Below are 13148 nucleotides of genomic sequence, written 5' to 3'. Positions count from 1 at the left end.
TAGCTTTAGGAGTCATCCAGCGCGACAACAGCGCCGGCCGCCAACATGTGGGTGCAGCCGAGGCGCGCCGCTTCGGCTTTCGCATCGCTCGAGCCGTCGAGACCGCGAACCGTGCGCCACCCTTCAGCGTGGAGTTCTTTGCACCGATCGAACCCCGTCGACGCCGGTACGAAGACAAGACCGCCGTTGGCGTGGGGCGGTAACGCGCGGCGGAGCGAATCGAGATAGACCGAAAAACCCGTCGCCGGCTCGCCGTCGTTGAGCACGTAGCGCCCGCCCCGTCCCAGTTCGCCGCGCACACCGCGGGCAAAGAACGAGAAACTGATCCCGGTATGGTATTCGAACCCGCGATATTCCGTGGGATCGAGCGTCAACAGCATCCCGCCGAGATGGGGCCGCGCCGACGCCACCAGCGCCTCGGTTGCGGCAATCACCTCCGCGACCTCGGCAGGCAGTGCGATGGCCCGAAGCGCCTCCAGCGCATCGTCTACCGGTCCAGCGGCGCCGAGAAGCCGGCCGAACGTACCGCCGGGATCGCCTTCGGCCGCTGCCGATAGTGCAGCCGCATCCTTGCGGTCGAGCGCATCGCGCAGTTGGTCGAGCCGAGGTCCGACAATCCCCCGGTCCGCCGCAAGAATCCCGACTAGGTGCGGGAGGGTCAGATCGATGGACAGGTTCGATGCGCCCGCGCTTTGCAATGAATCTGCCGCAAGGAGAATCGCCTCGACATCGGCGTCCAAGCTTGCCGAACCGATCAATTCGAATCCCGCCTGGGAGAATTGCCGTCCCGGGCGCAACTGGCTGCCACGGGTTCGCAACACCTGCCCGGCATAGGACAACCGAAGCGGCCGCGCACGGTCGCGGAGCCGGGTTTCGGCAATGCGCGCGACCTGGACCGTCATATCGGCTCGCACGCCGAGCATCCGTTGGGACTGCGGATCCATGATGCGAAAGGTCTGCTGGGCAAGGGCCGCGCCGGGGCCCGCAAGGAGACTTTCCTCAAACTCGATGAGCGGCGGCTTTACCCGCTCGTACCCGTGGGCGCGGAATGTCGCCATGAGAGCGCCAACGACCTCGGCTTCGATGTCCGCTTCGGGCGGAAGATCGTCGGCCAAGCCCGCGGGCAGGAGCGCTTTGCTGGTGTCGGAGACCATGTCGGGCGGAAGTTTACTCGGTGCCGGACGATTTGTCCGACGGCAAGGCGCTAAACGAAGCGGAGAAATTTCGCGTTGTTCACCATCGGAAGTGCCCGAATCTTCGACAGAATTTCGTCGGAAACCGGCTCGTCCGTGGCAATCAGCGACATGGCCTCGCCGCCCGCCGCTTTGCGACCGAGATGAAAGGTCGCGATGTTCACGCCGGACTCGCCCAGTTCCGAGCCGAGACGCCCGATGAAACCTGGAAGATCGTCGTTGGTGACGAACAGCGTGTTGGCCGCAAGCTCGGCTTCGATGTCGATGCCATTGACATGGACGATTCGCGGATTGGCGTCGGCAAACAGCGTTCCGGCGACAGTCATGTCGCTTCCGTTCCCCTTTACCGTCAGCCGGATCAAGGAGTGATATTCGGCGTTCCGTTCGTTGGTCGCTTCGGTGACATCGATATCCCGGTCGCGGGCGATCACCGGCGCGTTGACCATGTTGACGCTGTCCATTTGCGGCTGGAGCAGTCCCTCGAGGACCACCGCGGTCAATGGCTTCGTGTTCAGCAGAGCAACCTGCCCCTCGTAGTCGATGCGGACGCTCTTCATCCCCGATTCAACGAGTTGGCCGAGGAAGCTGCCGACCTGCTGGGCCAATTTGAGGTAGGGCCGCAGCTTTGGCGCGTCTTCAGCGCTGATCGACGGCATATTGAGCGCGTTGGTGACGGCGCCGACCGTGAGATAATCCGCCATCTGTTCGGCAACCTGGATTGCCACGTTCTCTTGGGCCTCGTTGGTCGAGGCCCCCAGATGCGGCGTCGCGATAACGTCGTCCAAACCGAACAAGGTGTTCTCGCGGGCCGGTTCTTCGGCAAACACGTCGATGGCAGCGCCGGCGACTTTGCCCGACTCGATACCTGCCTTGAGATCGGCCTCGACGACCAAGCCGCCGCGGGCACAATTGACGATCCTTACCCCGGGGCGCATGGCTTCGATCGCGTCTTTGTCGATGATGTTTCGCGTCGCTTCAGTCAACGGCGTGTGCAGCGTGATGAAATCCGCGCGGGCGAACAGATCGTCCAGTTCCACCTTTTCGACGCCGAGGTCGGCCGCGCGATCGGGCGAAAGGTAGGGGTCGTACGCGACGACCTTCATCTTGAGTCCCTGGGCGCGGTCGGCAACGATCGACCCGATGTTGCCGCAACCGATGAGCCCGAGGGTTTTGCCGTAAACCTCGACGCCCATGAATCGCGACTTCTCCCATTTTCCCGCGTGGGTCGAGGCATTCGCGGCCGGGATCTGACGGGCGAGAGAGAGCATCATTGCGACGGCATGCTCGGCGGTGGTGATGGAGTTACCAAAGGGTGTGTTCATCACGATCACGCCCCGGGCCGTCGCGGCCGGGACGTCGATGTTGTCGACGCCGATACCGGCCCGTCCGATGACCTTGAGCCGCCCGGCGGCGGCCAAAACCTTTTCGGTCACCTTGGTGGACGACCGGACCGCCAAACCGTCGTAGTCGCCGATGCAGGCGATCAATTCCTCGGGCGTCATGCCGACGCGTTCGTCGACCTCGACGCCGCGTTCCTGGAAAACCCGGGTCGCGTCCGGACTAAGCTTGTCCGAAATCAGAACTTTTGGCATCGCTTCTCTCCGTCGGCTAGGCGTTCGAGGACTTTACTGCGGCGAACGCCCAGTCGAGCCATGGGGTCAGTAATTCCAGGTCGGTCTGTTCGATCGTCCCGCCGCACCAGATTCGAAGGCCCGGCGGCGCGTCGCGGTAGGCGTCCAGATCGAGCCCAACGCCTTCGGTCTCAAGCATTGCCCCGATCTTCTTCGCGGCTGCGGCTTGCGCGGCTGCGTCCAAGGCCACAAACCATGGATCGACGATCTTGAGGCAGACCGAGGTGCGAGATCGGGTTGCAGGATCGTCGGCAAGGAAGTCGGCCCACGGGGTCGCGGCAACCCATTTCTCGAGAACCGCAAGGTTGCGTTTGGACCGCTCCACCATCTCCGGTTGGCCGCCGATCGCGGCGACCCATTGCAGAGCATCGAGCGCATCCTCGACGCACAGCATGGAGGGCGTATTGATCGTTGCGCCTTCGAAAATCGATTCGTCGAACTTTCCGCCCTTGGTCATGCGAAAGAGCTTCGGCAGTGGCCAGGGCGGGCTGTAGCTCTCCAACCGGGCCACCGCGCGCGGCGACAGGATCAGCATGCCGTGCGCCGCCTCGCCGCCCAATACTTTTTGCCAAGAGTATGTCGTGACATCGAGTTTGGACCACGGCAAGTCGTACGCAAACGCCGCGGAGGTCGCATCGCAAATGGTCAAGCCTTCGCGATCGTCGGCGATCCAGTCGCCGTGAGGCACGCAAACGCCGGAGGTCGTGCCGTTCCAAGTGAAGACGATGTCGCGGGCGGAATCGGTCGCCGTCAAATCGGGGAGTGCGCCGTAGCCCGCGTTCAACACCCGCACATCGCCGAGCTTCAACTGTTTGACGACGTCGGAGACCCAGCCCTCGCCGAAACTCTCCCAGGCCAGGAGATCGACGCCACGGGCACCGAGCATGGACCACAACGCCATTTCCACGGCGCCGGTATCCGAGGCAGGCACGATGCCGATGCGATAGTCCTTGGGGATGCCCAGGAGATCGCGGGTTTGGTCGAGGATGGCTTTGAGGCGGGCTTTGCCGACTTTGGACCGGTGGGAGCGTCCCAGACACGCATCTTTCAGCGCATCGACGGACCACCCCGGTCGCTTTGCACACGGCCCCGAGGAAAACTGCGGATTCGCCGGTCTGCGGTTTGGCTTCGTATTCGTCATTCGCCTATCCCTTCCAGAATAGCGCAACCCGTTGGGGGGCTGTGACCCGCCGCGGGGTATATGGATCAACCGCGGGCTTGTCAACGCGCCTTAACGCGCCGCCAATAGAATCATGGTTGAGTTAACCGGCCCGGAATGGAATCATAATCCCAGGGCCGCAGGGATTTGCTGAGGAGGCGATACCATGGTGCGTGCGACAATTTCTGGCTTCTTTCTAGCCGCTCTACTCGTGGCGTCGATTGGGGTTGTGGCGCCCCTTGCGAGCGCCGCGGAAACGATAAGCGCCGCCGCGCCCCAACCCGACGCAGGCGCGATCAAGCCTGGGCTGAGCGTCAAGTACTACCAGGACCGCTTCGACCATATTGAAGAAGTGATCAACGCCTCCACTTGGATGAAGCCAGTCCGCGGCGAGCCCTTACCGATGCTGAACTACAACGTCGGCGCCGGCCCTGTCCTCACCAACAAGAACGACGACATGGTCGGCGCGTTCATCCAGGGCTACATCAAGATCGACAAACCGGGCACCTATCTATTCTCGGTCCAGCACAACGACGGCGTCCGCGTCTGGATCGGCGACAAGATGATCTACGACGCACCGTTCGTGGCGCCCGACACATGGTCCCCAAACCTTGAGGTCGTGGCCGAGGGGGCCGGCTGGTATCCCATTCGGATGATCTATTACGAGAAGAAGAGTACCTCGACCCTCGAGCTTTATTGGCAGGGCCCCGGCGCGTCGTCGTTCGAATTCGTTCCGGCTTCGGCCTTCGGCCACATTCCCGGCGAGGATGACAAGACCAGCTAGCCCGGCCCGATCCTAACCCGCGCCGGAACCGTTGCCCCGGCGGTCGAGCGGGTGGCTGTGATTCATCGGTCCGTGCCCAGACCCATACCGCGGCGCGGTACGGATCGCTTCGATGACATAGGCACGCGCACGCGCAACCGCCTGCGGCACCGTCAGACCTTGTGCAAGACCGGCTGCAATCCCGGACGCGAGGGTACATCCGGTCCCATGCGTATGGGTGCTGTCGATCCGGGCCGATTCGAAGCGTTGCATTTCCTGGGACCCAAACAGCAAATCGCAGACCCGGTCGCCCTCGAGATGCCCGCCCTTGAGCAGGACGCAACGGGCGCCCAAAGCTAGGAGGTCGTCCCCTGCCGCGACCATATCGGCCTCGGTACGGATCGGTCGCCCCACCAATAGAGCGGCTTCGGGCAGATTGGGCGTCAGCACCGCCGCACCGGGAATTAGCGCCCGCTTCAACGCATCAACGGCATCCACGGAGATCAGGGAATCGCCGCCCTTGGCCATCATGACGGGGTCGACGACCAGCGGAATATCTGCGAGGGACCCTTCGAGCGTTTCGGCAACGGCATCGATCACCGCCGCGTTCGGCAGCATGCCCGTCTTCACGGCGTCGGCCCCGAGGTCGGCGAGAACCACGGCAATTTGCTGGGCGACGAACTCTGCGGGGACATCGTAAATGCCGTGGACGCCGTTCGTGTCTTGGGCGGTGAGCGCGGTAATCGCGGTCATCGCAAAAGCGTTCAAGGCGGCGATGGTTTTGATGTCGGCCTGGATCCCCGCGCCACCGCCGGAGTCCGACCCCGCGATCACCAAAACGCGTCCGTGCATGCGCGTAGGCTAGGCCGCGGCCCGTTCGACAGCGGCGCTCACGTCATCGACAACGCGTGCAACAAGGGCCGAATCGAAGCCCTCCGCCATGACTCGAACGAGCGGTTCGGTCCCCGACTTACGAACGAGCACGCGACCTTTTTCCCCAAGCTGCTGCTCGGCGGTTGCGATAGCCGCCTTCACGCCGGCGTTCTCCAAGGGCGTCCCGCCCTTGATCCGAACGTTGCGGAGAAGCTGCGGTACGGGCTCGAAGAGCCGACTCACTTCGCTCACCGGCCGCGCTTCATCGGTAACAAGGGCAAGAATTTGGAGCGCCGCCAACAGCCCGTCTCCGGTCGTCGCGTGGTCTGAAATAATGATGTGGCCGGACTGTTCGCCGCCAAGGTTCAATCCGTGCGCCAGCATATGTTCCAAGACGTAGCGGTCGCCAACTTGGACCCGGTGGAGCGTGAGCCCACGTTCGCGGAGGAATATCTCAAGCCCGAGGTTGGACATAACCGTGGCAACGACCGCGTCGCCCCGTAGCCGCCCGGTTGCGTGCCAGCGCTGCGCGATCATGGCCATCACCTGATCGCCGTCGAGCACATGCCCGAGTTCATCGACGATGACGAGTCGGTCTGCGTCACCGTCCAGCGCAATGCCGATATCCGCGCCGTGGGCAACGACATGCTCGCTCAACACCGCCGGAGACGTCGACCCGCATCCTTTGTTGATGTTTGTGCCGTCCGGCCGAACGCCGATCGGCACCACCTCGGCGCCGAGCTCCCAGAGGACCGTCGGGGCCACCTTGTAGGCGGCGCCGTTCGCGCAATCGATCACGACTTTAAGATTATCGAGTGTCCGGCGGCTGGTGTAGGTGCTTTTGATGAATTCGATATAGCGACCGCCCGCATCCTCGAGCCGTTGGGCGCGGCCGAGACGCGCGGAGGGAACGAGATCAGGGCCCGCCTCCATGCGAGCCTCGATACGCAGTTCCTCGTCATCGGATAGCTTGTAGCCGTCCGGCCCAAACAATTTGATGCCATTATCCTCGAATGGGTTATGCGATGCCGACAACATCACGCCGAGATCGGCGCGGAGGCTTCGCGTCAGCATCGCTACCGCGGGGGTCGGCATCGGGCCGACCAAGATCACATCCATTCCCACCGAGGTGAAGCCCGCGGTCAGCGCCGGCTCAAGCATATATCCCGACAAACGGGTGTCCTTGCCGATCAGGACACGGTGCCGATGGTCGCCGCGATAGAACTCCCGACCGGCGGCCATGCCCAACTTCAACGCCGTTTCAGCCGTCATCGGTTCTTGGTTGGCTGCACCGCGAATGCCGTCGGTGCCGAAATATTTGCGCGTCATCCCGGAGTTGCCACTCTGTCCATTCGCCATCGAATCACATTCGCACGATTGAGTCTTGTCCAGTGTCGCTTCACGAGTTGCTGCGAAGTGTTTCATGGCCACCGCCGTGCATCCACACCGCCAGAGCCTGACGGGTCTCGGCGACGTCGTGCACTCGCAGGTACTGAATGCCCTGGGCGACCCCGAGAAGCGCCGCGGCGATGGAACCGCCGATGCGGCGGTCCGCCGGCTCGGGGCGATCAACCCGCCCAATGAAGCTCTTGCGCGAGGCCCCCAGCATCACCGGGCAGCCCAATCCGTGGAGGACCGCGAGATCGCGCATCAACACCCCGATGTGTCCGGCGGTCTGGCCGAACCCGATTCCGGGGTCGACAACAATCCTGCCGCGGGGGATTCCGCGCACAGCACAGGCGGCGACGCGACGCTCCAAATACGCGGCGATGTCGAGCCGAATGTCCCGGTAGCGCGGCCCCTCCTGCATGGTCTTGGGTGAGCCGAGGCTATGCATCAAAATGACCGGGCAACCGCTTTCGGCGACGATGTCGATCGCAGCCGGGTCGGCGGTCAGCGCGGAGACATCGTTCACAACGGCGGCGCCAGACTTTAGGGCTTGGCGCATGACGTCGGCGCTTCGGGTATCGACCGATAGCGGGACGCGCCCAGCTAATTTATCCACGACCGGGAGGACTCGGCGGCATTGCTCGGCCGCGGGGACCGGATCGGCCCCAGGGCGGGTCGACTCGCCACCGATATCGAGCATGTCCGCGCCGGCCTCGATCATGGCCAGACCGTGTTTGATTGCCGCCGATGTCGTTTCGAATCTTCCGCCGTCCGAAAAACTGTCCGGGGTGACGTTTAGGATACCGACAATCTTGGGCTTTTCGTGACCCAGCCCCGCAATGGGCGGCCGCGGATCGGACAAGGATGCCAATGCCGCCGCCATGGCCACGCCGTCGCCGGTTCTGAATGTCCAATCCTGAAACGACTGCAGCGACGCCTCGGCTTCCGACGCCGGCCCACCTTTTGGATCCGTGTGCCACAGGAGTCGCAGGCGGGTGTATGCCAGAGGCCCGCCCGCCAACCAGCAGGCTTCGCCCGCCGCAACGGCATTCGCCGCCGGTGCGGCGCCGACGATCCCGGTCGGCACCAGACGGGCACCGTCAAGCGATGAAAAGCCCCGCGCAAGCGCGGGGCTATCCAGTCCTGCAATCATTTTTCAGACTAGGATTCCGGCTGCGGCGACGGATCAAATCCCGGATTGGCATGCCCGCGGTCTTTTGTGCCGGTCGTCGGAATCGGTGAACTCGAGCCACCGCTGCCCGCCGGTTCTTCGGGGTCGACCCGGGTGATGGTCTCGCCGCGCAACAGCGCGTCGATCTCGTTCCCGGTTAGCGTTTCGTATTCGAGCAAGGCATTGGCGAGGGTATGCAGGCCTTCGAGATTCTCGGTGAGAATCTTGCGCGCCCGAGCATTCGCGGCATCGACGATGCTGCGAATTTCCTCGTCGATGATCTGCGCCGTCGCCTCGGAAACGTTTTTCCGCTGGGTCACCGAATGACCCAGAAAGACTTCTTCCTCGTTGTCCATATACCGAAGCGGACCGAGCCTATCGCTCATGCCCCACTCCGTGACCATGCGGCGCGCCAACGCGGTGGCTTGTTGAATATCGCTAGAGGCACCGGTCGTCACTTTCTCCGCGCCGAAGATCAGCTCCTCGGCTAGACGACCACCAAAGGCGATCGCGAGCGCATCCTTCAAATACTCACGCGACTGGGAATATTTGTCCTGTTCGGGCAACCGCTGGACTAGGCCCAACGCGCGCCCACGGGGAATGATCGTTGCCTTGTGGATTGGATCCGACGCCGGGCAATTGACGCCGACGAGGGCGTGACCGGCCTCGTGGTAGGCCGTCAGACGTTTTTCGTCGTCGGTCATGACCATCGAGCGCCGTTCGGCCCCCATCATGACCTTGTCCTTGGCGTCCTCGAACTCTTGCATCGTGACCACCCGGCGGCCCTTTCGGGCCGCGAGCAAGGCCGCCTCGTTGACTAGGTTCGCCAGGTCCGCACCCGAGAAACCAGGCGTGCCGCGCGCGATCGTCCGCGCCACAACGTCGGGACCTAGCGGCACCTTCTTCATGTGGACCTTGAGAATTTTCTCACGACCGAGAATGTCGGGGTTCGGCACGACAACCTGTCGGTCAAAGCGACCGGGGCGCAGGAGTGCGGGGTCGAGTACGTCCGGGCGGTTCGTTGCGGCGATGAGAATGACACCTTCGTTCGTCTCAAAGCCGTCCATTTCGACCAAGAGTTGGTTCAGCGTTTGCTCGCGCTCGTCGTTGCCGCCGCCCAGGCCGGCACCGCGGTGACGCCCGACGGCATCGATTTCATCGATGAAGATGATGCAGGGCGCGTTCTTTTTGGCCTGCTCGAACATGTCACGTACACGGCTTGCGCCGACACCGACGAACATTTCGACAAAATCGGAGCCCGAAATCGTGAAGAACGGAACGTTGGCCTCTCCCGCGATGGCGCGGGCGAGCAAGGTCTTCCCGGTTCCGGGTGGGCCGACCAGAAGGGCGCCCTTCGGAATCTTGCCGCCAAGGCGCTGGAACTTCTGCGGATCCTTGAGGAACTCGACGATCTCTTCGAGTTCTTCTTTGGCTTCGTCGATGCCCGCAACGTCGTCAAAGGTGACGCGCCCGTGGCGCTCAGTCAGCAGACGCGCCCGCGACTTACCGAACCCCATGGCTTTGCCGCCGCCGCCCTGCATCTGGCGCATGAAGAATATCCACACGCCGATCAGCAGGATGAACGGCACCCACGAGATCAGCAACTGCATCAAGAAAGAGGTTTCTTTCGTCGCGGCTTCGGCCCGGATCAGGACGCCGCGGTCGGACAATCGGCGGACCAGGTCGGGATCGTTCGGCGCATAGGTTTTGAATTGCAGACCGTTCTCGTATTTGCCGGCGATGTCGTTGCCGCGGATCGTCACTTCCCGAATGTTCCCCAACTCGACCTCGGCAATGAACTCGGAGAATGCGAGGTCGGGTTGTTGATCGCGACGATCGTTTCCATTCCCGATCAACTGGAACAACGCCACGATGAGTAGCGCAATGATGGCCCAAAGGGCCAAATTCCGTCCGAGATTGTTCAAATCCGCATTCCTTGAATCACAAAACTACGCTGGTGGCCGGGCACTGACCGGCACCGTCATGATTACATAGTGAACAATACCGGTTAAGCAACCGCAAAGGGGGCAGGAAGGAGCGTGCGATGTGGTCTAAAAACGGCGGAAAACCAGGGATAGGGAATCGTTTGGTAACAAAGCGAAGGAATTGCAACGGGTTTCCCGTCGCGCCAGAGCGTGGGCAACGACGCTAGGGCCGACCGGGGAACACCTTCAATCCGGTGGCTGGAAACATCGGCACGGACCAGGTTCCAGCCCACAGCGCCAAGGGCGCCAATGTGAATCGGCATCCGCAAGTCGGAAGCGCCGCTCCCTTCGACCCAAAACCGTCCATCCCACAATTGCCCTGACGCCGGCCCAAAGTGTGCGGGCGCCGGCAACCGAGCAGATTCCCGCACGATCGCCACGCTCCCCTTGCGGCGGCGAACCTTGCACCCGCCTAACGTCGCAACCCGTCCCGGCGAAAGTTCGAGAACCTGGGCGTAAAGTCGGTGCGCTGCGCGTCGACTAGGCCGGTACCTGCTGCCGCCGACCCATGCGACGGCGTGGATCAAACAGGAAGCAGCAGCCTCGCCGTCCAGGTGCGTTAGATCCACCGTGCAAAACCCAAGCGGATGGACCTGCAAGGACTGACCGAGGGAGCTCTGCAACAGACGTTCGCGTTGCTGCCGCACCGCGCCGGCGCGGTCCGCCTGGTTCGGGAGAACCGTCGCGGTCTCCGACCCCGCGCGCAGCCGCGCACGCTCAAACCTTGGGTCAGCATTGCTGGGATCCTCGACCCAAGGGATTCCCGCACCTGACAACGCGACTAGAAGGTCCCGGCGCGCGACCCGCAAAAGCGGCCGAAGAAGACGGCAATCCCGCCACTCGACAACCGCCGACATACCCGCCAGGCCGTCGAGACCGCTGTGCCGAGCGGCGCGCATAGCGATTGTTTCCGCTTGATCGGCGGCGTGGTGGCCGGTCAGGAGGTGGAGGACCCCGCGACGCCGGCACCAGTCGGACAGGAGGTCATAACGCGCCGACCTTGCCGCCGCCTGAATACCGCTTTGCGGTTTGGCGCCCCGCCATTCGAGAACCTCCGAACCCACCCCGATGGCGTCGAGGCGATCGCGGACCAACGACGCTTCGGCAGACGATCCCGAACGGAGGCCGTGATCGACAATCAATGCGGTGACCCTACCACCCCGTCGCCAAGCCCAGTCGCGCGACAAAACAGCCAACGCCATGCTGTCGGGGCCACCCGAAACGGCAACGGCGAGATGCGGCGCGCTCTCGAACGGACCGAAACGCCCCATCGCAGCATCGAACGATCCACCGAGTTCGGACCAGTCGTCTTGATGTGGTCGTTCGACCGGCATCGATACGCTCTGCTGTCCTAGGGACAGCCCAGTTTTTCTTTTTGCTGTTTAGCTTGTTCGCGCAGACGCGGATCGGCAGCAGGGAAGCGCGACTCAAGCTCCCCAAGTGAGGCGCAGGCATCTTCTTTGTTGTCCAAAGCCGCCAATGACATGCCGAGCTTGAGCAGATTGTCGGGCGCCTTGGACCCCTCCGGATAACGCGTGTAGCCTTCAATGAATGCGGCCGCAGCCTCCGCATAGTTCTTTCGCACGTAATAGGTTTCGCCGAGCCAGTACTGCGCATTCGCCGCGAGCGGGTGTCCGGCGTTCTGATCGAGGAAAGCGCGGAACGCCTTCTCCGCGGTATCGTAATCCGCCCCCGTCATCAACACCGACAAGGCACGGTCGTACTGCTGCGCGGGCGTCCCGTCGGGTAACGTCTGAGCCGGTACCGGCGTCACCGGCGATTGCCGTGGCGCGGTCGCCTGGGGCGTCTCTGCCGCCCTGGCGACACCGCGCTCGCCGGGAAGCGAAGCATCTGCTTGACCTTGATTCTGACCGCTTTGGGGGCCCCGTTCCAGGGCAGTAAGGCGGAAGTCGACATCGGCCACCAACTTGTCGAGGCGCAACCCCATTTGATCGGCCTGATGTGCCGCACGTTCGATGACCCCCGTCAGGCGACGAAGTTCCGCCTCAATATCGGACATCCGTTGTTCGTTGGAGACGAGGCGCTGGGTCAAGGCTTCCGGCGCAATACCGCCGCCGACGGGGCCGCTGCTCTGGGGCGCACTCGAACGTGGCGGCGGCGCGTCGCCGCGGTAGACGGCCCTTTGAAGGTCCTGGAGCGTACGTTCGATGTCGTTGAGGCGTTGGGCAATCGCGGTATCGCGGCCTTGCTGAGCAAAGGCACCCGCGCCCGGCAGTGCGAAGAGAACCGCCAGTCCTCCAAACAGCAGTAGCCGCGCCGCTAGTCCGTGCATCGTGAGATCCCCAACACCTTCGTCGCCACTATTGAACAGAGCAATTATGGCAGAACTAGGTGCGGCGCTGGAATCGAAAGCGCCCGCCCGGATTTCCGGGACGGGCGCTCAGATCGATTCGGTCTGGCCGACTAGTTGATGGCGGTGACACCGCGCCGGTTCTGACTCCACGCCGCTTCGTTGGAGCCGAGGGCGACGGGCCGTTCTTTGCCGTAGCTGATGGTCCGAACACGACGCGGATCAATCCCTTGAGAGATGAGAAAGTCCTTTACCGAGTTGGCCCGACGCTCGCCGAGCGCCAAGTTGTACTCACGCGTCCCTCTTTCGTCGGCGTGTCCTTCGATCGACACGTTGAGGTTCGGGTATCGCTTGAGCCATGCCGCCTGCCGCTCGAGAGTCGCCCGGGCGGTCGGCCGCAGATCGAATTTGTCGAAATCGAAGAAGACCCGGTCGCCGACATTAGCGATGAGATCCTGGACGCTACCCGGTGTAATTGCGGGCGCTTGGCGTGCCGCCTCCTGGGAGGTTTGCGCCTGCTCAACCCGAGCGGGGGCCGTCGTTTGGGCGGCACCGCCGGCACCACTGGTTGCAGAATCTTCCTCTCCGGCCGTCGCACAGGCTGCAACGACAAAGAGCGCGGCGATCATCGTGGTAAACTTCAAGCGCATTGATCTCTCCGTAGCGACATAAC

At 63.1% G+C, this 13148-nt stretch carries 11 protein-coding genes; 1 reads left to right on the top strand and 10 read right to left on the bottom strand.

Going from position 1 to position 13148, the window contains the following annotated elements; all coding sequences use genetic code 11:
• Positions 1-5 precede the first annotated feature (5 nt).
• The 3 genes from RID42_06215 to RID42_06205 are packed head-to-tail and all read right to left on the bottom strand — an operon-like array spanning position 6 to position 3965.
• Positions 6-1154, bottom strand: coding sequence for an ATP phosphoribosyltransferase regulatory subunit (locus tag RID42_06215; GenBank protein ID MEQ8247259.1), 1149 nt, complete (start codon positions 1152-1154; stop codon positions 6-8).
• Between the two features lie 50 nt (positions 1155-1204).
• Entirely contained in the window at positions 1205-2785 is a 1581-nt protein-coding gene (gene serA, locus RID42_06210) for a phosphoglycerate dehydrogenase (GenBank protein ID MEQ8247258.1), read from the bottom strand.
• A 16-nt stretch (positions 2786-2801) separates the two neighbouring features.
• Positions 2802-3965: a phosphoserine transaminase gene (locus RID42_06205; GenBank protein ID MEQ8247257.1), complete on the bottom strand. Its 1164-nt coding sequence runs from the start codon at positions 3963-3965 to the stop codon at positions 2802-2804.
• Between the two features lie 184 nt (positions 3966-4149).
• Between RID42_06205 and RID42_06200 the strand changes: the two genes are divergently transcribed.
• Positions 4150-4767 carry a PA14 domain-containing protein gene (locus RID42_06200; GenBank protein ID MEQ8247256.1) on the top strand — a complete coding sequence of 206 codons (618 nt, stop codon included), beginning with the start codon at positions 4150-4152 and terminating at the stop codon, positions 4765-4767.
• A 12-nt stretch (positions 4768-4779) separates the two neighbouring features.
• Here RID42_06200 and thiD read toward each other — a convergent pair whose 3' ends face one another.
• The 7 genes from thiD to pal all read right to left on the bottom strand — a co-directional run bounded on the left by thiD (position 4780) and on the right by pal (position 13125).
• Entirely contained in the window at positions 4780-5598 is an 819-nt protein-coding gene (gene thiD, locus RID42_06195; protein ID MEQ8247255.1) for a bifunctional hydroxymethylpyrimidine kinase/phosphomethylpyrimidine kinase, read from the bottom strand.
• 9 nt (positions 5599-5607) lie between these two features.
• Positions 5608-6948: a phosphoglucosamine mutase gene (gene glmM / locus RID42_06190; protein MEQ8247254.1), complete on the bottom strand. Its 1341-nt coding sequence runs from the start codon at positions 6946-6948 to the stop codon at positions 5608-5610.
• Positions 6949-7018: 70 nt separating this feature from the next.
• Positions 7019-8161 (bottom strand): dihydropteroate synthase, encoded by a 1143-nt coding sequence (folP, locus tag RID42_06185; GenBank protein MEQ8247253.1) that lies wholly within the window; start codon positions 8159-8161, stop codon positions 7019-7021.
• Positions 8162-8169: 8 nt separating this feature from the next.
• Positions 8170-10104: an ATP-dependent zinc metalloprotease FtsH gene (gene ftsH / locus RID42_06180; GenBank protein ID MEQ8247252.1), complete on the bottom strand. Its 1935-nt coding sequence runs from the start codon at positions 10102-10104 to the stop codon at positions 8170-8172.
• An 83-nt stretch (positions 10105-10187) separates the two neighbouring features.
• Entirely contained in the window at positions 10188-11498 is a 1311-nt protein-coding gene (tilS, locus tag RID42_06175) for a tRNA lysidine(34) synthetase TilS (protein ID MEQ8247251.1), read from the bottom strand.
• Between the two features lie 17 nt (positions 11499-11515).
• Positions 11516-12457, bottom strand: coding sequence for a tol-pal system protein YbgF (ybgF, locus tag RID42_06170; protein ID MEQ8247250.1), 942 nt, complete (start codon positions 12455-12457; stop codon positions 11516-11518).
• Positions 12458-12588: 131 nt separating this feature from the next.
• A complete protein-coding gene (gene pal, locus RID42_06165; GenBank protein ID MEQ8247249.1) occupies positions 12589-13125 on the bottom strand; it encodes a peptidoglycan-associated lipoprotein Pal in 537 nt (178 codons plus the stop codon).
• Positions 13126-13148 lie beyond the last annotated feature (23 nt).

The organism is Alphaproteobacteria bacterium (assembly GCA_040216735.1).
Classification (GTDB): domain Bacteria; phylum Pseudomonadota; class Alphaproteobacteria; order SHVP01; family SHVP01; genus CALJDF01.
This window is presented reverse-complemented; position numbering and strand designations above follow the sequence as displayed.